Genomic DNA, 18,440 nt, shown 5'->3' on the forward strand with positions numbered 1-18,440 from the left:
TAAATCAGCATTTTTACACAACTAAACAGCAATTTATCGAGTAAAGAGGCATTTATGGAATGGAAGGTTGTTGAGACTATTGCGAGCCCCGAAAGCGGTACCCTCTTTTGCAAGGTTGAAACACATTATGGCCTGAATTACATCCTGTGGCTTAAAGGGGATTATTACGTTCGTGCAGGTGAAATCATCACCACCTCAAGCCAGGGGATCCTGATTAACGACCGACGCCGAAGAGTATGGATAGCGCAGGCAATGCCATTTACATCAATAGGTTGGATGGGTTTCAAAAAGAAAAACGCGTGTCCAGGCAACCGGCAGGAGATGGATCGCCCGTGCACCGTTGAGACGCCGTGCCAGTTCAGGCTGTGCCCGTTTGGCCTGAAACGCTATATTCAGGAAAGTTATTCCACGACGAAAAATAACAATCAATCTGACAGCAGGCTTTAATCCCGGCAAAGCCTGTAACGGGGCGTGAAAACGTCGGCACGACGTTGAAAAGCAGCCCCCTTTCCGGGTGGAAAGGGGGAGGGCGATTACTTCAGCTCGTCAACCATGGTAATGGCACGGCCAATGTAGTTTGCCGGGGTCATCTCTTTCAGGCGCGCTTTTTCTTCTTCTGGCAGCGCCAGACCGTCGATAAACTGCTTCATACCTTCAGCATCAACGCGTTTACCGCGGGTCAGCTCCTTGAGTTTCTCATACGGTTTTTCAATGCCGTAACGACGCATCACGGTCTGAATCGGCTCCGCCAGTACTTCCCAGTTGTGATCCAGTTCGTCCAGCAGTCGGTCACGGTTCACTTCCAGTTTGCTCACGCCTTTCAGGGTAGACTGATACGCGATCAGCGCATAGCCAATGCCCACGCCCAGGTTACGCAGCACCGTGGAGTCGGTCAGGTCGCGCTGCCAGCGGGATACCGGCAGCTTGCTCGCCATATGCTGCAACACGGCATTCGCCAGACCCAGGTTACCTTCGGAGTTTTCGAAGTCGATTGGGTTCACCTTGTGCGGCATGGTGGACGAACCGATTTCCCCGGCGATGGTCTTCTGCTTAAAGTGATTCAGGGCGATATAACCCCAGACGTCGCGATCGAAGTCGATCAGGATGGTGTTGAAGCGCGCGATGCAGTCAAACAGCTCGGCAATGTAGTCATGCGGCTCAATCTGGGTGGTGTACGGGTTCCACTGAATGCCCAGAGAGGTCACGAACGCTTCGCTGAACTGATGCCAGTCCACTTCCGGGTACGCGGCGATGTGGGCGTTGTAGTTACCCACCGCGCCGTTGATTTTGCCGAGGATCTCAACCTGCTCCAGCTGACGATACTGGCGTTCCATGCGGTACGCCACGTTCGCCATCTCTTTACCCATGGTGGACGGGGTTGCCGGCTGGCCGTGCGTACGGGACAGCAGCGGAATGTCGCGGTACTCCACGGACAGGGCTTTCACCGCATCAATGATTTTACGCCAGTAAGGCAGAACCACCTCTTTGCGCGCGGTGGAGAGCATCAGCGCATGAGACAGGTTGTTGATATCTTCAGACGTGCAGGCGAAGTGAATAAATTCAGATACCGCGTGCAGGGCAGGGACGCTTTCCACTTTCTCTTTCAGGAAGTACTCAACCGCTTTCACATCGTGGTTGGTGGTGCGTTCAATGGTTTTAATGCGCGCGGCATCTTCTTCGCTGAACTCAGCAACGATTTTATCAAGGTAATCGTTTGCCTTTGCGTCAAAAGCAGGAACTTCCTTGATTGCTGTCTGGGCGGCCAGCTTTTGCAGCCAGCGTACTTCAACCTGAACACGGAACTTCAGCAGGCCATATTCGCTGAAGATCCCGCGCAGCGCGCTGACTTTATCGCCGTAGCGTCCATCGACAGGGGATACGGCGGTCAGTGAGGATAATTCCATAATTCGCAACTCCGGGAGGTTAACAATGAGCAAGAATTTGTTTTGCCTGAGTCGTCAGGCGATGACGAGAAAACATTAACTGTAGGCGGCCACCGCCGACCTGTTGCCACAGCACCGCGGCACGAATGCCTGCCAGCAGCGAGGCGCGAACCTTCGCCTGCACCTGTGGGCTTTGCAATACGGCAGGAGAACCCGTGACCTGAATACGCGGGCCGAGCGGGCTAATCACGTCGACGTAGATACCCGCCATCGCGCTCAGCAGGGTCTCAGACTGGAGGTCAAAATGGTCGAGCTGGCGCTGTAGCCCGGCGATGCGGTCGCCCAGGGTATTCATTGCCCCTTTTGCCGCGTTCAGCTTACGTTCCAGTACCATCAGGCTTAAGGTATAGCGGGTCAGCTCCGCGTTCAATCCCTGACGGTTGCTGGCGTTGAGCACGCCGAGCAGGGTTTCAAGACCGAGACGAAGGTTAGTTTCACTGCCGCCAAAGACGCCCAGCGTGGAGCCCGGGTTGAGATCGATAACGCTGTTAAGTGAAACGTGCAGGGCATCGGCGTCGCAATGACCCTGATGCGCCAGCTGTTGCACCAGACGGGCTGACTGGCAAATTCCCGCCAGCGCCAGGGTGATGTCGTAGTAGTTCTTCGCCACACGGTCTCCTTTATGTGTGCAAACGGTTTAAACAGCAGGCAGCGGCAGGCGCTGTTCAATGATCCCACCGCCGAGGCAAATGTCGCCGCTGTAGAAAACAGCAGACTGGCCAGGGGTAACGGCGGAAACCGGCTCGTCGAAACGCACGTCAATGCGGTCGTCATCCAGTGCGGTTACGGTGCAAGGGATGTCCGTCTGGCGGTAGCGCGTTTTCACGGTGCAGCGCAGCGTGCCTTTCAGCGGCTCGCGATCGACCCAGTGCAGCTGCTGCGCGATAAGTCCAACGGACATCAGGCGCGGGTGGTCGTGACCCTGAGCCACCACCAGAATATTGTTCTCGACGTCTTTGTCGACCACGTACCACGGATCTTCGCTGCCGTCTTTGGTGCCGCCAATACCCAGACCTTTGCGCTGGCCGAGGGTGTGGTACATCAGTCCCTGATGCTGGCCGATTTCGTCGCCATCAACGGTGACAATTTTGCCCGGTTGTGCAGGCAGATAGCGGCCCAGGAATTCGCGGAATTTACGCTCGCCGATAAAGCAGATACCGGTGGAGTCTTTTTTCTTCGCGGTGATCAGATCCAGCTCTTCAGCAATTTTACGCACTTCCGGCTTTTCCAGCTCGCCGACCGGGAACAGGCTCTGGGCAATCTGTTCGTGGCTCAGCGTATAAAGGAAGTAGCTCTGATCTTTGTTGCCGTCCAGACCGCGCAGCAGCTGGCTTTTGCCATTCACGTCCGCGCGACGCACGTAGTGGCCGGTCGCGATGTAATCCGCGCCCAGGTCTTCAGCGGCGAATTCCAGGAAGGCTTTGAATTTGATCTCTTTGTTGCACAGGATATCCGGGTTCGGCGTGCGGCCCGCTTTGTACTCTTCAAGGAAAAGCTCAAAGACGTTGTCCCAGTATTCTGCGGCAAAGTTAACGGTGTGCAGTTCGATGCCGAGCTTATCGCACACGGCCTGCGCATCGGCGAGATCCGCAGCGGCAGTGCAGTATTCCTCGCCATCGTCTTCCTCCCAGTTCTTCATGAACAGGCCCTCCACCTTATAGCCCTGTTGCTGCAACAGGTAGGCGGAAACGGAGGAATCGACACCGCCGGACATGCCGACGATCACTTTTTTCTGGCTGTTATCTGACATGGAATACTCACGACATTGAACTTCAAGGCGGCGTATTCTATCACGCCCCCCCACCATTGACACCCTCTGTAAACGGCCAGTTAAACTCTCCGATGACATCCAGCGGCAGGCGGCCCGCAGACTGCCAGCAGCGGATGCTTTCGGCAACCAGCGGCGAGCGCAGGTTTGGCGCGGTCAGGATCTCCTTGGCAGTCACCCACAGACAGCGATCGATATCGTCGTCGTGCGGTTCAGTGGCGCACGTTTCGTTAAGCTCAACGGCGAATAAAAAGCGCAGGAAAGGCGTGCGGTCAGGCGCTATCCACTGATGCATGCGGATAAAGTGCTGCGGTTCAGCACGGATCCCCGTCTCCTCCCACAGCTCGCGCTTTGCCGCCTGGAGTAAGGTTTCATTGGCTTCAAGGTGCCCGGCTGGCTGATTCCACAGCGCTTTGCCGTTGATGGTCTCTTCCACCACCAGGAATTTGCCCTGCGCGTGGACCACGCAGGCGACCGTAACATGAGGTTTAAACATCAGTTCTCCTTGGGGGTAACATCACGCCATTCCCCGTTTGCCAGTGCGTCCAGCGTGTAGCTCCCCATCGCGTAGCGAATGAGTCGCAGGGTAGGGAATCCCACGTGCGCAGTCATGCGCCTGACCTGTCGGTTGCGGCCTTCATAAAGGGTAATTTTAAGCCAGCTGGTGGGAATGGATTTGCGCTCACGAATCGGCGGATTGCGCGGCCACAGCCACTCGGGCTCATTCACGCGCTCAATACCCGCAGGCAGGGTGGGACCGTCGTTTAACGTCACGCCGTTGCGCAGCTTTGCCAGCGAGGCGTCGTCCGGCTCGCCTTCAACCTGCACAAAGTAAATTTTTCCGGTACGTTTTCCCGGCTGAGTGAGCCTGGCCTGTAGTACGCCGTCGTTGGTGAGCACCAGCAGCCCTTCGCTGTCGCGATCCAGTCGCCCGGCCGCGTAGACACCCTGTACGGGTATAAAATCCTTCAGCGTGCTCCGCCCGGCTTCATCGGTAAACTGCGGCAAAACATCGTAGGGTTTATTGAACAGTATGACCCGCGTCGGCTGGGTTTCTGGCGTTCTTCTGGTCGCTTGTTGTGAGCTGAATCGCTCAACCCGGTGTTTTCTAAAAGAAGTTTTCTTCATGGTATTTTCAGGCTTTATCAATTGCCGCATTATAGCCTAATAACGAAGACCTTTCATGGCGTCGGACAATCAGGTACTATCGGAAGGCTCATTACAATTTATTAACATAAGATCAGTAACAACCAGAAGCGCTCGAAGGAGAGGTTAATGGAAAGCAAAGTAGTAGTTCCGGCGGAAGGTAAAAAGATCACCCTGCAAAACGGCAAGATTAACGTTCCTCACAACCCGATTATCCCGTTCATCGAAGGTGATGGTATCGGCGTAGACGTTACCCCGGCAATGCTGAAAGTGGTTGATGCCGCTGTTGAGAAAGCCTACAAAGGCGAGCGTAAAATTTCCTGGATGGAAATTTACACCGGTGAAAAATCCACTCAAGTTTATGGCCAGGACGTCTGGCTGCCAGCCGAAACGCTGGACCTGATCCGCGACTATCGCGTTGCTATCAAAGGCCCTCTGACCACGCCAGTTGGCGGCGGCATTCGCTCCCTGAACGTGGCGCTGCGTCAGGAACTGGATCTGTATGTGTGTCTGCGTCCGGTACGTTACTACCAGGGCACCCCAAGCCCGGTTAAGCACCCGGAACTGACCGACATGGTTATCTTCCGTGAAAACTCAGAAGACATTTACGCCGGTATCGAATGGAAAGCGGATTCTGCTGATGCAGAAAAAGTGATCAAATTCCTGCGCGAAGAGATGGGCGTGAAGAAAATTCGCTTCCCAGAGCATTGCGGTATCGGCATTAAGCCGTGCTCCGAAGAAGGGACCAAGCGTCTGGTGCGTGCAGCTATCGAATACGCTATCACCAACGACCGTGACTCTGTGACCCTGGTGCACAAAGGCAACATCATGAAGTTCACCGAAGGCGCGTTCAAAGACTGGGGCTACCAGCTGGCGACCGAAGAGTTCGGCGGTGAGCTGATCGACGGCGGCCCATGGCAGAAGATTAAGAACCCGAACACCGGTAAAGAGATCGTCATTAAAGATGTGATCGCCGATGCGTTCCTGCAACAGATCCTGCTGCGTCCTGCTGAGTATGACGTGATCGCCTGTATGAACCTGAACGGTGACTACATCTCTGATGCGCTGGCAGCTCAGGTTGGCGGTATCGGTATCGCGCCGGGCGCGAACATCGGTGACGAGTGCGCTCTGTTCGAAGCCACTCACGGTACTGCACCGAAATACGCGGGCCAGGACAAAGTCAACCCGGGCTCTATCATTCTGTCCGCAGAGATGATGCTGCGTCATATGGAATGGTTCGAAGCCGCAGACCTGATTGTTAAGGGTATGGAAGGCGCGATTAACGCGAAAACCGTCACCTATGACTTTGAACGTCTGATGGAAGGCGCTAAACTTCTGAAATGCTCAGAGTTTGGCGACGCGATTATCGCGAACATGTAATCCACTCGCTGGGTTAAATGACAACGGGAGCCTGAGGGTTCCCGTTTTTTATGCACAAAAGACGGAAAAACGCTATGAACCATGATATCCCGCTCAAGTATTATGACATCGTCGATGAGTATGCAACTGAAACGGCGAAACCAGTCGAAGAGGCAGAGCGGACGCCGCTGGCACGCTATTTCCAGCTGCTGCTCACTCGCCTCTACAACAACGAGGAAATCAGTGAAGAGGCGCAGCGGGAGATGGCCGTCGAGGCGCATATTGATGAAGCGCGCATTGACGATATCGCAAACTTTCTGAATCAATGGGGCAATGAATAACGCTTCATCGCGCTGAGTCTGCCAGCAGGCTGGCCAGGTCGCGCCGGGTTAACGATTTTGAAAAGTACCAGCCTTGCACGAGGGCATCAGGATATCTCTGGGCGATGAACTGATATTGCGTTTCGCTTTCGACTCCCTCAAACACGAGGGTTTTGTGCAGCTTAGCGAGCGCGTCGCAAAAGATCGCCAGAATATCCTGTTTATAATGCTCGTTGATGCCATCCACTAACGACTTATCCACTTTGATTTCGTCATACTTGAGGTTTGACAGCCTGGCCAGATTAGAATTTTGCACGCCAAAATCGTCTATGGAAATTTTGACGCCTGCCGATTTAAGCTCCTCACAAAACTCTTCAAGGATGGCCGAGGTGGATACGCCATTCTCGGATAATTCGACCTTTATTAACGATAAGGGAAGCGCGTGCTGTAGGCATTCATGGCGTAATACCGCCAGGAATTTGCCGTCTTCAATTTCCGTTCGCCCAACGTTCAGTGAAATCATGAGCTGATGTTCAGTGGCCAGCGCGGCAATTTCCGACAGGGATTTTTTAATCATGTTCCGGTAATAAACGTTATACAGCCCAATTTTTTTAATCAACGGGATAAACAGCTCGGGAGAAACCTCTTTGTGATTGTTATCCTGCCATCTCGATAACACTTCAACCCCAACGATTTTTTTATCAGCTACCCGAATAATGGGCTGAAAGTGTACGCTGATGGTATTCGCTTTCACCGCTTTGACCAGCGTACGCTCCAGAGAAAGCCGGTCTTCATAAAGTCGCAGAGAAAACAGCGTCAGCGATACCCAGATAAAGTATAAAAACAGGCACAGGAGCACCATCACTATGCGGGACAGCGATGCCAGTCCGGCATTGTGATGGGTAACGGTAACGCACAAATCCCAGCGGGTGCTGCACTGCGTCACGGTCTGAGTGAATAGCAGAGACGATAAGCGGCTAAGGTTATCTGTAGGAGACGTAACGGTGAAAAAGGTCCGGTCGAAATCTTTCGTGGAAGAACGAAGTGAATAGTTGGCGGTAACGGGAGAAAATTTATCGTAGGCTGAACGTGACGTGAAGATAATAAGATGGTTATAAATTGTCGCATTGCCCACAAAGAAATTTTTCTGTGAAAATTGCGCCAGGCTGAATCCGTTCAGAGTGTCATGAAGCTCAGAGGGAAGGGCGATGGGATTTGCCAGCTTGCCCCAAAATGCGGTGCAGGTGATTTTCCCATTTTCAATAAACCCCACATCGGCGAAATAGAGACTCTGCATCTTTAATTTACGATAGTCGTTCAGACTCGCGCTATCGCATCCCTTCGCGGAAGTCGTTTTAAGAGTGCTGGCGATAATTTGCGTCAAGTCTTCGGAATAGCGTAACAGCGTGTGGGAGATCTCCCTCTGCCGGTCCTTTTGCTGTTCAACGATGATGGCGTTAACAGCATACAGCGACAGGACGACCAGAAAGGTTGAGATGATAGCAACGCTAATGGCCTTCTTCATATTCCTGCTGTCCCGCCACGTCCTGAGGTGCAGGGATCTTAACACAGGTCATAAAAGCTACAAGTATGAGAGAAGAGCCAGCACGGTATCGCCGTGCAGGCTACACCATTCAGAACCACTCAAACCGTGTGGAGAGCAGTAACAGTAGCGTACTGGCAGAAACAAGATTCAGGCAGATGACAAATTTGCTCGATACGTTCATGTTATCAATTCTTTGCTGTTCAGTAGCCACAGAGAATAGCGTTTCGCCACCTGCGAAAAAACGCCAGATTTTGGTGGGTTTAGGCAAAAAAAAGCCCACTAAAAAGTGGGCAAGAAATACTGGAAGCAATGTGAGCAATGTCGTACTGAATACCTGAGTGATTTGCTCAACTATTCAGTATTGAGAAAGATAATCTTTCTCAACAAAAGATGCAACCCCACGATTCATGTGGAACGGCAAATTTTTACTGTTCAGATTTTACTCAAACGAACCGTGTGATTCTTATCACAAATTTCCTTTCTCAAATCCTGTGCTATCCTTTTCTGTGTCGTTGATTTAATGACAAAAACCATACGGAGAGGAAAGCTATGGGAATTTTATCCTGGATTATCTTTGGGCTGATTGCGGGTATCCTGGCGAAGTGGATTATGCCGGGCAAAGATGGCGGCGGTTTCATCGTCACGATCATTCTGGGGATTGTGGGTGCAGTCGTTGGTGGCTGGATCAGTACCCTGTTCGGCTTTGGCAGAGTTGATGGCTTCAACTTCGGCAGCTTTGTCGTCGCGGTGATTGGCGCGCTGGTTGTTCTGTTTATCTACAGAAAAATCAAAAGCTAAATCTGAACTGTGTTAAAAAAGGCTGCCTGATGGCGGCCTTTTTACTTTGGGTTACCACCAGCCCAGCTGGGTACCGGCTACGGCTACGATGGCCACAATCAGCATGATGAGGGTCGTTTTTCTCACTTATGCCCCCGGCGCGGCGTATCCGCCAAGGAAAAACCAGCCTAAAAACACCACCGCCGTGATAAAAATTACAACCGGAAAGAGGATCCCTATTCTCATGCCATCACCTGTTTGAGTTTGTATAAGGCCGTAGAGTGTACGGTTTTAATCTAACGCGACAAAGCCTGTTTTGCTTTTTCCCTTTTTATCCTGATACATCGCGAGGTCTGCGGTGCGCAGGGCGCTATCTTCATCCGTGCTGTGAGGGTCCACAATAACGACGCCATAGCTTGCACCGGGATAGAGAATAGTGACATTTCCTAACCCGTATTCGCCCGCGATACGACCGTTGAGGCGGGTTTTGATTGCGTTGACCTCGGAGCTGGTGTCGCCATCATTGCTGTTACTCAGGCTGGCAACCAGAAATTCATCGCCGCCGAGCCGGCCGATAATTTCGTCCTGCGTTTGCTCGTGCGTCAGCCGATTGCCGACCTGAACGAGGAACCGATCGCCCGCTTCATGACCGTACTGGTCATTGATTCGCTTGAAATCATCAAGGTCAATAAAGGCAATCATGACGTTGCGGTTAAGATGGCGCGCCAGTGAGAACAGGGTGGTGAGATTTTCAAAAATGGCGCGACGGTTTGGCAGGCCGGTAAGGGCGTCGGTGTATGAGTAGGCAATGAGCGCGGCGTTGGCTTCGCGAAGCTGAAGCACCAGCGACTCTTTCTGAATGTACTGACCAATTAGCCCGGCAAAGAGTCTGATTACCTGCTCGCCACGCTCGCTGAACTGTTTCTGTGCGGTGCTTGCCGCGCAAAGCGTGCCGTACAAGGTACCGTCAGCAAGGTGAACCGGCACGCTCATATAGGTCGTAATCCCCAGCGCTTTTGCAGCCTCACATTCTGGCCAGCGTTCAGGCACCTCGTTACTGAACAACGTGTCGCTATCCATGGCGCGCTTACACAGCGTTTCGTCCCAGGGCACGCTGAACCCTTCCGGGATCTGCATTTGCTTACTGTTACGGGCATATAAAATGTGCTGTAAACGCGCATTGATATCGATTTTGGTCAGGTAGGTTGATTCCATATCGGTCACAATTTCCAGCATTTCCAGTAACTGACGCACCAGACTGTCGAGAGATTGCTCGGTGGCGAGGGTTTCTGAAACACGGGCAAGAATGATATCTGACATAAAGCAGGTTGACTCCCATGCAGAAGGCCTCTGTATCTGCATGTTATGCTGAAATTATAGACTCCGGTCATAGTTAAACATGAATAGGGGAAATTTTATATATTCTTCTGGAAACCAGGGCGGGCGCGCTAAAAAAAGCCCCGACGCGAAGGCCGGGGCAAAACATCTTGATTACGGAATGATGTTCTCTGGTCAGAGTGAGAACAGACCCCACTATAGGGACGAATCGTGCAGGTTTAATGGAGAAATCATGGAGAAAACGGCGATGACCCGTTACTCTGACGTTTTCAACACCCTGAAGGATCGTGAAAATGAAATATCTTTTCCTGGCACTGGTACTTCCGTTGGCCGCATGTTCAACAAAGACACCCCCTCCCGATGCGCCTGAGCCGCCGCACGCTATTGGTATGGCAAACCCAGCGTCAGTGTACTGTCTGGAGAAAGGGGGAGAGCAAATCCCTGTTCAAAGCCCTCAGGGCGTACGTACCGAGTGCAAACTGCCAGGCGGAGAAACGATCGATGAATGGGATCTCTACCGCCGCGATCATCCGCAACCGACCAGATGACAACGGCAATAAAACTGCGATACACTTCTCTTTAGGATTATTCTTAGCCAGTTTCTGGCGGCACGTTTGCGAGAAGAAGTATGTTTCAGTTAAAACCGGGCAGCATGGCGATGATCGTGGGTGCGCGTACGACGGCAGGCCGTCGAAATATTGGTAAATCTGTTGAGCTGTTTGGCCTCTGTCAGCCAGGCCAGCGTTTTGTGAACCCGGTCAACGGCGTCATGACGCAGTTACCCGCCACGTCAGCGCGCCCGCTGTGGCTGGTCACCGGTGATGTCTACGCATTTGATAACCAGCACGGTTTTGCGTTTGTTCGCCCGGAACATCTGATGCCGCTGACGCCGGACGAGATGCCACGCATCGTTGATGAGCTGGCGATCGGCTAATCAAAATCTCCGCAGCCAGTCCGCCAGCACCCGCGCGTGATTCTGCTCCGTATTTTTCGCACCATAGAGTAGCGTCACGGTCTGCTGTCGGGCGAGGGCTGCCAGGCGTTTGCCTTCATCCTGATGCTGCGCCAGCTCTTTTCGATAGGCTTCACTGAACGCGGTGAAATCGATCGCTTCACCGTGGAAGGCTTTACGCAGTTCGCTCGACGGCGTTAGCGATTTGCACCACTCATCGTAGGCGAGATCGCTCTTTTTCATTCCTCGCGGCCAGAGTCTGTCTACCAGCACCCGGTAACCATCGTCTGACGTTGCCTCTTCATACACGCGTTTGCATTGAATCATCCGTTTTCCTCCCTACCGTCTGACGTTCAGCAAGAACACTATAGCACCAGGCTTTTATCCACCCAATTTAAGGTATTGTGATAATTGCAAAAGATCGGTAGTCTGAGGTTCCTTATGTTATCTGAAAATCCTCCGGCATAAGGAATCTCTCATGGAACTCTCCCCGGTTAAAACGACGCTGCGTATTGCGCTGGTTGGTGATTACAATCCCGATGTTCTTGCGCACCAGGCGATCCCGCTGGCGATTGATGACGCCGCTGCGGTTCTGGATCTCACCGCGGATTATGACTGGCTCGCCACGCCTGAGCTCACCAGTCCCGAAGACCTGGTCGGTTACGATGCCATCTGGCTGGTTCCGGCAAGCCCGTATAAAAACACCGAGGCGGCGTTTATTGCGGCGCGTTACGCGCGCGAAAACAGCATCCCCTTTCTCGGCACCTGCGGCGGTTTCCAGCATGCGCTGATTGAATATGCGCGCAACGTGCTGGGCTGGCACGATGCAGGCCATGCCGAAACCGATACCGAAGGGAGGATGGTGATTGCGCCGCTGGCCTGCTCGCTGGTGGAACAAACCGACGCGATCGAACTGCGGAACAACACCCTGATTGCCAAAGCGTACGGAAAGCCGGAAATTCAGGAAGGGTATCACTGCAATTACGGCGTCTCGCCTGAGTTTGCCCGGCAGCTTGAGCGGGGCGACATGCGCGTGACGGGCTGGGACGAGCAGGGCGAGATCCGCGCGGCAGAGCTGGTGACCCACCCCTTCTTTGTGATCACCCTGTTCCAGCATGAGCGGGCCGCGCTGCAAGGGCGCCCGGTAGTGCTGGCCCAGGCCATGCTGCGGGCGGCGCAAGCATAAAAAAAGCAGACCGAAAGGTCTGCCTTGTGTGTCAGCGGGGTGTGATTTCCCGATCGCGCCCGGCCAGCATGCCGCACAGGGCCATCACCACCGCAGCCAGCGCGCAGGCGAGCAGCGGAATGCGCCAGTCTCCGGCGGTATCGTGAATTTTCCCCATCAGCGGTGGCCCACAGGCCGCCAGAAGATAGCCAATAGACTGCGCCATGCCGGAGAGCGCGGCGGCCTGATGGGCCGAACTGGCGCGCAGCCCGATAAAGGTCAGGCCGAGGATCATGGTGGCGCCGGATCCAAAGCCAAACACCAGCGTCCAGACGACGGCCAGCTGCGGCGCAAACCAGAACCCGGCCGCGCTTACGGCGCACATCAGGGCGACAAGCCCGGCAATGCCACGCTGATCGCGAAGACGGTGCAGGATAAGCGGAATGGCGAGACCGGGAACAGCGGTGGCCAGCTGGAGAAGGCCGTGCATGGAGCCCGCCTGCGTTTCGCTGTAGCCGTGGCTGATCAGAATTGCGGGCAACCAGCCGATTATGACGTAGTAAATCAGTGAGTTGATGCCCAGAAAAAGCGTCACCTGCCAGGCAAGGGCGGATCGCCAGATGGCCCGGTTGTGCAGCGCGCCCGCTCCCGTCAGGGTAGCGGCGGGCTTCTGGCGCCATTGCGGTAACCACAGCAGCAGCGCCACCAGCGGGAAGAACATCAGCATCAGCAGCGCCCCGTGCCAGCCGGCATTCCCCAGCGACAGCGGGACGATCAGCGCCGACCCTGCGGCAGCGGCGGCCCCCATCGTCAGCGAATACGCCCCCGTGAGTTTTGCGACCTGGCCCGGAAAATCGCGTTTGATTAGTCCGGGTAACAGGACATTGCCCAGCGCAATCCCGCAGCCAACGACCGCCGTACCGATAAACAGCAGCGACGCCGACGGCAGCGAACGGATGCCAATCCCGATGCATATCAGCAGCAGCGCGATAAAAAGGCTGCGCTCCATGCCCAACCGCCGGGCGACGCCTGCGGCAAGGGGAGAGATTAAGGCGAAGGCCAGCAGCGGCAGCGTCGTGAGCAGACCGGTTTGCGCCGTGCTTAAGCCATAGTCCTGACGGATGGTGTCGAGCAGGGGGGCGACGCCGGTAAACGTGACGCGCAGCGTCGTGGCAATCATCAGGATACCTGCAACCAGCAGCGCACCCTGTTTCCCGGAAGGTTGAATAGCAGTAGTCATTATTGTCTCTTACGTTCAGGCGAGCGCATACAATACCGATTTAAGTCGTGGTTGAAATCAGGCTAAAATGACAGTTTATCGCTAATATCGGACAACTTTATGTACGGACTGGGGCTCGACGGCTACGATCCTGACAGCCAGCACGATGCGGCGGTGGCTTTTCGCATCCGCGTGGTGGCACAAGAACAATTTATTCCGCTTCATCAGCACCGCAAAGGGCAGCTGATTATGGCGCTGGGTGGGGCGATAACCTGCGAAGTGGAAAACGCGATGCTGATGGTGCCGCCTCAGTATGCGGTGTGGATCCCGGGTCAAACGCTGCACAGCAACAGGGCGACGCCCGGCGCGCAGCTCTGCCTGCTGTTTATTGAACCCGGCGCGCTCGACCTGCCGGCGCGTACCTGTACGCTGAAAATATCGCCCCTGGTGCGGGAGCTGGTGCTGGCGCTCGCGGACAGGTCGCGGGAAGAATTGCCGCTTCCCGCGACTGGCCGACTGGTTGACGTCCTGTTTGACGAACTGCCCCTGCAACCGCAGGAGCATCTCCAGCTGCCGGTTTCTCCGCATCCGAAAATTCGCCTGATGAGTGAGACCATGGCAAATGAGCCTGCCGCCTGGCAGACGCTGGCCCAGTGGGCCAGCCACTTTGCCATGAGCGAGCGCAATCTGGCACGGCTGGTGGTGAAAGAGACCGGGTTAAGCTTTCGCCGCTGGCGACACCAGCTCCAGCTGATTGTCGCGTTGCAGTTTTTGATCGGCGGGAAATCAGTACAGCAGGCGGCGCAGGCGCTGGGGTATGACTCCACCACCGCCTTTATCACCATGTTTAAGAAAGGGCTGGGGCAGACGCCCGCCCGCTATATCGCCAGCCTGACTACGACTTCCCGATAAACAGCGAAACCAGCCCGGCAGCAATCAGCGGGCCAACCGGCACGCCACGAAACAGCGCCACGCCCAGCACGGTGCCCACCAGCAGGCCGGCCACCAGTGAGGGCTGGCTGCTCATCAGCGTCACGCCGCGTCCGCCAAGCCAGGAGACAAAAACGCCCACCGCAATCGCCACCAGCGATTTCCAGTTCACAAAGGAGTGCAGCAGCGTTGAGGCCGGCAGCGTTCCGCTGGCAATCGGTGCCATCACGCCGATGGTCAAAATAATGATCCCGATGGTCAGTCCCTGTTTTTCAATCCACGGGAAGAAGGTGTTTAGCGGCGTAACGCGAACGATGATCAGTACCAGAATGGAAATCGCGACGGTGGTGTTGTGGCTGATAAAACCCAAAGCAGCCAGGGCCAGAAGTATAAGCAGAGTAGGGTCGAGCATGACGGGATCCTTGCCAAAAATAGTAAGCCTGCTTACTTTACGCGCAAACGCGAAGGCAGGCAGGCTTTAGTGAAAAAATTGTCTATTTTTGGGCGCTTGCCTGAAGTCAGTTCACCAGTTTCGGGATAAGCGGACTCCCGTCGCGGATAAACACCGGGATGGTTTCCAGCGTCGCGGGCACCCGGATATGCTCCCCGCCGGGGTAGCGTTCGCCGTTAAGGGCGACCCAGCTATTGCCATTCGGTAACCAGACATCGCGCTCACGCTGACCGGCCTGCATAACCGGCGCCACAAGAAGATCTTCGCCAAACAGATACTGATCTTCACACGCCCAGCTCTGCTTATCCTGCGGATAGTGCCAGAACAGCGGACGCATTAGCGGGTCTCCGTGCAGATGCGCCTGCTGGTACAGCGCGTCAATATACGGGCGCAGGGTTTCGCGCACGGTAAGCCAGTGCTGCATGATGGCGTAATTCTCTTCTCCGTAACTCCACAGCTCATTAGGCGAACCGCTGTTACATTGAGGAATACCGTCCCGATAGCGCTCCGGGGGCTGGATCTGCGGCTCGCGATAGCCGTGCATGCGCAGAACCGGCGTAAACACCGCCCACTGGAACCAGCGGATCAGCAATTCGTGGAACGCCGGGTCGTTGACGTTCCCTCCCTGGAAGCCGCCGATATCGGTAGTCCACCACGGGATCCCCGCCAGCCCCATATTCAGTCCGGCGGCGAGCTGATTGCGAAAAGCATGGAACGAGGAGTGGACATCACCCGACCACGCCAGCACGCCATAGCGCTGGCTGCCTGCCCAGGCGCAGCGTACCAGGTTAACTATCTCAGTTTCACCGTTTGCCTGTAGCCCATCGTAAAAGCCCTGCGCAAAATCGCGCGGGTAGCGGTTGCCCACTTCCAGCACCGGACCGGCGTGGTAGCGATAGTTATCAAAATCATAGGCGCGGTACTCCGGTTCCGCTTCGTCGAGCCAGAACAGTTTGATGCCCAAATCGTAATAATTTCGCTTCACCGTATCCCAGACAAACTCGCGTGCCTCGGGATGCGTGGCGTCAAAGAACGTCGTATTGCCCATAAAATCGAGGTTAACCTGTACGCCGCGTTCGCTGCTGACAAGCCAGCCTTTGGCTTTCATCTGCGGGTAGAGGGGGCTGCGCGCCTCTACCGTTGGCCACACCGACACCATCAGCGCAATACCCATTTCGCGCAGTTCGTCGACCATTGCTTTAGGATCGGGCCAGTCCACGGGATCGAAGCACCAGGTGCCCTGATTCGGCCAGTGGAAAAAGTCGATGACCATGACCGACAGCGGCAGGTTAAGGCGGCGATACTCCCGCGCGACCTCCAGCACCTCCTGCTGGGTGCGGTATCGCAATTTACACTGCCACAGCCCGCTGATAAACGCCGGGGCTGCCGGGGGCATACCGGTGGCTTTCACATACTGGCGGGTGATCTCCGCCACCGTGTCAGCGGCGGTGAGCCAGTAGTCCATTTCACCTGTGACCCGGGCGCGCCATTCCGTCTGATTTTTAGCAAAGCTGGCTTCGCCAATCGCCGGGTTGTTCCACAGCAGGCCATAGCCAAGGCTGGACTGCATAAAGGGGACGCTTGCCTGGGAGTTGCGCTGCGCCAGTTCCAGCGTGCAGCCTTTCAGATCCAGCCACGGCTGTTGATACTGACCCATGCCATAGAGGCGTTCTTCCGGACGCGATTCAAACCGGACGGTGAGCTGATATTTGCCGCCCATCAGCGGCTTAAATTCGCGGCCATCCAGCTTCAGGGCGCTGACGTATTTATCCTGACTTTTCTCGCTGGCACCGATACCGACCGTAGAACGCTGGCGCCACATCTCCTCCAGCAGCAGCTCACCGCGCTGATTGTAAAAGGCCAGCTGACCTTTAAGGTTCAGCCTCGCGGTGATATTGCCGTTGCGCAGCGTCAGGCTTTCCGCTTCGGCGACGATTTCAGCCTGGCAAGGTGTAGCGGGTAACAGCGCCTGTAAGGCTTCATCGAATGTCGGGGAACAGGTGGCCCTGACGCGCAGGCTGTTTTCCCCCCAGGGTTCAATACGCAGGATCTGACGTTCAAAACGCCATTCGATACTGTTGGAATGTTGAATCAGCTCACTCATGGATAACGCGTCCTTCTAAACGGGGTGTTTGGCGAGATGGATAGACTGCATGGTGCTGTCGTCGAGCTTGTACCAGCGCAGCGTGGCAAACGCGCAGAGCGACAAGACGCCAGGCACGAGGGTGAAGAGGGCAATGATGCAGTACATCGCCGTGGTGGTCTGTTCCGGGGCATTGGCCACATAGCCGCTTAAGCCCAGCGTCCAGCCAACAATCGCGCCGCTGATTGCCATTCCCAGCTTGAGTACGGCGAGGAAGGTGGAGAAGATCACGCCGTCCATGCGTTTGCCCTGTTTCCATTCGCCGTAGTCGGCGACGTCTGCCATCATCACCCACATCAGCGTGGTGGTGGCCTGGTAAAGGGAGGAGACGATGAACGTCATAGGTACCAGAATCAGCACCGACTTAGGCGCAAAGAACAGGGCGATACTGAGTACTCCCGCCAGCACGGAACAGTAGCCAAACATCTGCACTTTACTCACGTTCTGCGTCAGACGTTTAGCCAGCGCGCTGCCTGCGGCTTTTCCGAGAATATGCGCGCCGAGCATCCACATAAAATAGCTCGCGCTACCGAGATAATACGTGACGAAATACATCATTGCGCCAAGGCGAATAACGCCAAAACCAATGTTGGTTATTACCAGTACGGCGACAACACGCCATTGGTCGTTTCGTAATAAATCCCGCAGTTCCGCAAGATAATTATTGTGGGTGGCGGGAGCCTTAATACGCTCGCGCGTATTGGCGAAGCAGATCCAGAACATGACGACCGCGACAGTCGCCATAATGGCCATCGCCCAGCGGTAGCCCAGCAATTTATCGTCGCCGCCTAAAAATTCTGCCAGCGGCATCATAAAGAATGTCGACAGCGCGCCGCCCAGCGTGGCCAGGAAAAAGCGATAAGACTGGAGGGAAATTCGCGCATCGTTGTCAGGGGTAATTACCGCGCCCATAGAGCAATAGGGGATATTAATCGCGGTATACATCAGCATCATCAGGGTATAGCTGACGGTCGCGAAAATCATTTTACCATGCAGATCGAGCGACTCCGGTACGGCGTAGGTCAGCAGACAGCTGGCCCCAAAGGGCAGCGCCAGCCACAGCATCCACGGGCGGAATTTGCCCCAGCGTGTGCGCGTCCTGTCGGCGATATAGCCCATCGCCGGGTCTATTATGGCATCGGCGGTTCTCGCCAGAAGAAACATAGTGCCCACGAATGCCGCAGGCAGACCCACCACATCCGTATAGTAAAACGTCAGAAAAATAATGACGTTATCCAGCCCAATATGGCTCGCCATATCGCCTAACCCATAACTGATTTTTTCTTTACGGGTAATTATTTCGGTCATTGTATTCACCTTGCCAGTGTAAGGTTTATTTATGAGGTGCTCCGTTATCAGAGTTAACCATGATGAAAAGGTTAA

The 18,440-nt window shown here is 54.9% G+C and carries 23 protein-coding genes; 9 read left to right on the forward strand and 14 right to left on the reverse strand.

Annotated elements, in window-relative coordinates; translation table 11 throughout:
* Positions 1-54 precede the first annotated feature (54 nt).
* Positions 55-447 (forward strand): hypothetical protein, encoded by a 393-nt coding sequence (locus IM300_RS03970; protein WP_173937200.1) that lies wholly within the window; start codon positions 55-57, stop codon positions 445-447.
* Between the two features lie 86 nt (positions 448-533).
* On the opposite strand, the gene purB is transcribed toward IM300_RS03970, so the two are convergent.
* From purB to rluE, 5 genes are read right to left on the reverse strand one after another with little or no spacing between them, the layout of a single operon-like run.
* Positions 534-1,904: an adenylosuccinate lyase gene (gene purB / locus IM300_RS03975; protein WP_107535141.1), complete on the reverse strand. Its 1,371-nt coding sequence runs from the start codon at positions 1,902-1,904 to the stop codon at positions 534-536.
* Positions 1,905-1,923: 19 nt separating this feature from the next.
* The gene (gene hflD, locus IM300_RS03980; protein ID WP_006809213.1) at positions 1,924-2,553 is read right to left on the reverse strand and encodes a high frequency lysogenization protein HflD; all 630 of its coding nucleotides are present in this window, start codon (positions 2,551-2,553) and stop codon (positions 1,924-1,926) included.
* Positions 2,554-2,580: 27 nt separating this feature from the next.
* Complete coding sequence (gene mnmA / locus IM300_RS03985; protein WP_063449034.1) at positions 2,581-3,693, reverse strand: tRNA 2-thiouridine(34) synthase MnmA; 1,113 nt, start codon at positions 3,691-3,693, stop codon at positions 2,581-2,583.
* A 40-nt stretch (positions 3,694-3,733) separates the two neighbouring features.
* Positions 3,734-4,207, reverse strand: coding sequence for an NUDIX hydrolase (locus IM300_RS03990; protein WP_193035384.1), 474 nt, complete (start codon positions 4,205-4,207; stop codon positions 3,734-3,736).
* Complete coding sequence (gene rluE / locus IM300_RS03995) at positions 4,207-4,869, reverse strand: 23S rRNA pseudouridine(2457) synthase RluE (RefSeq protein ID WP_193035386.1); 663 nt, start codon at positions 4,867-4,869, stop codon at positions 4,207-4,209. The genes IM300_RS03990 and rluE overlap by 1 nt, the downstream gene beginning before the upstream one ends.
* Positions 4,870-4,986: 117 nt before the next feature.
* On the opposite strand from rluE, the gene icd reads away from it, so the two are divergent.
* Both icd and IM300_RS04005 read left to right on the forward strand, forming a co-directional pair.
* Positions 4,987-6,237: an NADP-dependent isocitrate dehydrogenase gene (icd, locus tag IM300_RS04000; RefSeq protein ID WP_045327001.1), complete on the forward strand. Its 1,251-nt coding sequence runs from the start codon at positions 4,987-4,989 to the stop codon at positions 6,235-6,237.
* A 74-nt stretch (positions 6,238-6,311) separates the two neighbouring features.
* Positions 6,312-6,557, forward strand: a complete 246-nt coding sequence (locus IM300_RS04005) for a YmjA family protein (protein ID WP_063866392.1) — start codon at positions 6,312-6,314, stop codon at positions 6,555-6,557.
* A gap of 4 nt (positions 6,558-6,561) precedes the next feature.
* On the opposite strand, the gene IM300_RS04010 is transcribed toward IM300_RS04005, so the two are convergent.
* Both IM300_RS04010 and yncL read right to left on the reverse strand, forming a co-directional pair.
* On the reverse strand, positions 6,562-8,061 hold the full coding sequence (locus IM300_RS04010) for an EAL domain-containing protein (RefSeq protein WP_193035388.1): 1,500 nt from the start codon (positions 8,059-8,061) through the stop codon (positions 6,562-6,564).
* Positions 8,062-8,170: 109 nt separating this feature from the next.
* Positions 8,171-8,263, reverse strand: a complete 93-nt coding sequence (gene yncL / locus IM300_RS04015; protein ID WP_071524166.1) for a stress response membrane protein YncL — start codon at positions 8,261-8,263, stop codon at positions 8,171-8,173.
* 368 nt (positions 8,264-8,631) lie between these two features.
* Between yncL and IM300_RS04020 the strand changes: the two genes are divergently transcribed.
* Positions 8,632-8,880, forward strand: coding sequence for a GlsB/YeaQ/YmgE family stress response membrane protein (locus IM300_RS04020; protein ID WP_003857896.1), 249 nt, complete (start codon positions 8,632-8,634; stop codon positions 8,878-8,880).
* Between the two features lie 126 nt (positions 8,881-9,006).
* On the opposite strand, the gene IM300_RS04025 is transcribed toward IM300_RS04020, so the two are convergent.
* Entirely contained in the window at positions 9,007-9,105 is a 99-nt protein-coding gene (locus IM300_RS04025) for a YoaK family small membrane protein (protein ID WP_015570793.1), read from the reverse strand.
* A gap of 45 nt (positions 9,106-9,150) precedes the next feature.
* On the reverse strand, positions 9,151-10,179 hold the full coding sequence (locus tag IM300_RS04030; protein WP_063866394.1) for a sensor domain-containing diguanylate cyclase: 1,029 nt from the start codon (positions 10,177-10,179) through the stop codon (positions 9,151-9,153).
* 250 nt (positions 10,180-10,429) lie between these two features.
* Here IM300_RS04030 and IM300_RS22600 point away from each other — a divergent pair, with 250 nt between their 5' ends.
* From IM300_RS22600 to IM300_RS04040, 3 genes are all read left to right on the forward strand, one after another.
* Positions 10,430-10,567, forward strand: coding sequence for a hypothetical protein (locus tag IM300_RS22600; protein WP_226842054.1), 138 nt, complete (start codon positions 10,430-10,432; stop codon positions 10,565-10,567).
* The gene (locus tag IM300_RS04035; protein ID WP_226842044.1) at positions 10,524-10,745 is read left to right on the forward strand and encodes a DUF333 domain-containing protein; all 222 of its coding nucleotides are present in this window, start codon (positions 10,524-10,526) and stop codon (positions 10,743-10,745) included. Before IM300_RS22600 ends, IM300_RS04035 begins: the two co-directional genes overlap by 44 nt.
* An 80-nt stretch (positions 10,746-10,825) precedes the next feature.
* Positions 10,826-11,131: a hypothetical protein gene (locus tag IM300_RS04040; protein WP_063449028.1), complete on the forward strand. Its 306-nt coding sequence runs from the start codon at positions 10,826-10,828 to the stop codon at positions 11,129-11,131.
* On the opposite strand, the gene IM300_RS04045 is transcribed toward IM300_RS04040, so the two are convergent.
* The gene (locus IM300_RS04045; RefSeq protein WP_063866395.1) at positions 11,132-11,476 is read right to left on the reverse strand and encodes a DUF488 domain-containing protein; all 345 of its coding nucleotides are present in this window, start codon (positions 11,474-11,476) and stop codon (positions 11,132-11,134) included.
* A 151-nt stretch (positions 11,477-11,627) separates the two neighbouring features.
* Here IM300_RS04045 and IM300_RS04050 point away from each other — a divergent pair, with 151 nt between their 5' ends.
* Entirely contained in the window at positions 11,628-12,335 is a 708-nt protein-coding gene (locus IM300_RS04050) for a CTP synthase (protein WP_193035390.1), read from the forward strand.
* 31 nt (positions 12,336-12,366) lie between these two features.
* Here the strand turns inward: IM300_RS04050 and IM300_RS04055 are convergent, their stop codons facing one another.
* Positions 12,367-13,554 carry a CynX/NimT family MFS transporter gene (locus IM300_RS04055; RefSeq protein WP_131638139.1) on the reverse strand — a complete coding sequence of 396 codons (1,188 nt, stop codon included), beginning with the start codon at positions 13,552-13,554 and terminating at the stop codon, positions 12,367-12,369.
* Between the two features lie 99 nt (positions 13,555-13,653).
* Between IM300_RS04055 and IM300_RS04060 the strand changes: the two genes are divergently transcribed.
* Positions 13,654-14,445 (forward strand): helix-turn-helix transcriptional regulator, encoded by a 792-nt coding sequence (locus tag IM300_RS04060; protein WP_193035392.1) that lies wholly within the window; start codon positions 13,654-13,656, stop codon positions 14,443-14,445.
* On the opposite strand, the gene IM300_RS04065 is transcribed toward IM300_RS04060, so the two are convergent.
* The 3 genes from IM300_RS04065 to IM300_RS04075 all read right to left on the reverse strand — a co-directional run bounded on the left by IM300_RS04065 (position 14,429) and on the right by IM300_RS04075 (position 18,365).
* Complete coding sequence (locus IM300_RS04065) at positions 14,429-14,875, reverse strand: DUF441 domain-containing protein (RefSeq protein ID WP_063449023.1); 447 nt, start codon at positions 14,873-14,875, stop codon at positions 14,429-14,431. The two genes, IM300_RS04060 and IM300_RS04065, sit on opposite strands and share 17 nt — an antisense overlap.
* A 106-nt stretch (positions 14,876-14,981) precedes the next feature.
* Positions 14,982-17,018: a glycoside hydrolase family 31 protein gene (locus IM300_RS04070; protein ID WP_193035394.1), complete on the reverse strand. Its 2,037-nt coding sequence runs from the start codon at positions 17,016-17,018 to the stop codon at positions 14,982-14,984.
* 15 nt (positions 17,019-17,033) lie between these two features.
* On the reverse strand, positions 17,034-18,365 hold the full coding sequence (locus IM300_RS04075; RefSeq protein ID WP_193035396.1) for a glycoside-pentoside-hexuronide (GPH):cation symporter: 1,332 nt from the start codon (positions 18,363-18,365) through the stop codon (positions 17,034-17,036).
* Between the last annotated feature and the right edge of the window lie 75 nt (positions 18,366-18,440).

The organism is Enterobacter cloacae complex sp. I2, from assembly GCF_014896205.1.
Classification (GTDB): Bacteria; Pseudomonadota; Gammaproteobacteria; order Enterobacterales; family Enterobacteriaceae; genus Enterobacter; species Enterobacter quasihormaechei.

Coding starts and splice junctions, on each gene's coding strand:
- IM300_RS03970 (WP_173937200.1), top strand. CDS start 55: ATGGAATGGAAGGTTGTTGAGACTATTGCGAGCCCCGAAAGCGGTACC.
- purB (WP_107535141.1), bottom strand. CDS start 1,904: ATGGAATTATCCTCACTGACCGCCGTATCCCCTGTCGATGGACGCTAC.
- mnmA (WP_063449034.1), bottom strand. CDS start 3,693: ATGTCAGATAACAGCCAGAAAAAAGTGATCGTCGGCATGTCCGGCGGT.
- IM300_RS03990 (WP_193035384.1), bottom strand. CDS start 4,207: ATGTTTAAACCTCATGTTACGGTCGCCTGCGTGGTCCACGCGCAGGGC.
- rluE (WP_193035386.1), bottom strand. CDS start 4,869: ATGCGGCAATTGATAAAGCCTGAAAATACCATGAAGAAAACTTCTTTT.
- icd (WP_045327001.1), top strand. CDS start 4,987: ATGGAAAGCAAAGTAGTAGTTCCGGCGGAAGGTAAAAAGATCACCCTG.
- IM300_RS04005 (WP_063866392.1), top strand. CDS start 6,312: ATGAACCATGATATCCCGCTCAAGTATTATGACATCGTCGATGAGTAT.
- IM300_RS04010 (WP_193035388.1), bottom strand. CDS start 8,061: ATGAAGAAGGCCATTAGCGTTGCTATCATCTCAACCTTTCTGGTCGTC.
- yncL (WP_071524166.1), bottom strand. CDS start 8,263: ATGAACGTATCGAGCAAATTTGTCATCTGCCTGAATCTTGTTTCTGCC.
- IM300_RS04020 (WP_003857896.1), top strand. CDS start 8,632: ATGGGAATTTTATCCTGGATTATCTTTGGGCTGATTGCGGGTATCCTG.
- IM300_RS04025 (WP_015570793.1), bottom strand. CDS start 9,105: ATGAGAATAGGGATCCTCTTTCCGGTTGTAATTTTTATCACGGCGGTG.
- IM300_RS04030 (WP_063866394.1), bottom strand. CDS start 10,179: ATGTCAGATATCATTCTTGCCCGTGTTTCAGAAACCCTCGCCACCGAG.
- IM300_RS22600 (WP_226842054.1), top strand. CDS start 10,430: ATGGAGAAAACGGCGATGACCCGTTACTCTGACGTTTTCAACACCCTG.
- IM300_RS04040 (WP_063449028.1), top strand. CDS start 10,826: ATGTTTCAGTTAAAACCGGGCAGCATGGCGATGATCGTGGGTGCGCGT.
- IM300_RS04045 (WP_063866395.1), bottom strand. CDS start 11,476: ATGATTCAATGCAAACGCGTGTATGAAGAGGCAACGTCAGACGATGGT.
- IM300_RS04050 (WP_193035390.1), top strand. CDS start 11,628: ATGGAACTCTCCCCGGTTAAAACGACGCTGCGTATTGCGCTGGTTGGT.
- IM300_RS04055 (WP_131638139.1), bottom strand. CDS start 13,554: ATGACTACTGCTATTCAACCTTCCGGGAAACAGGGTGCGCTGCTGGTT.
- IM300_RS04060 (WP_193035392.1), top strand. CDS start 13,654: ATGTACGGACTGGGGCTCGACGGCTACGATCCTGACAGCCAGCACGAT.
- IM300_RS04065 (WP_063449023.1), bottom strand. CDS start 14,875: ATGCTCGACCCTACTCTGCTTATACTTCTGGCCCTGGCTGCTTTGGGT.
- IM300_RS04070 (WP_193035394.1), bottom strand. CDS start 17,018: ATGAGTGAGCTGATTCAACATTCCAACAGTATCGAATGGCGTTTTGAA.
- IM300_RS04075 (WP_193035396.1), bottom strand. CDS start 18,365: ATGACCGAAATAATTACCCGTAAAGAAAAAATCAGTTATGGGTTAGGC.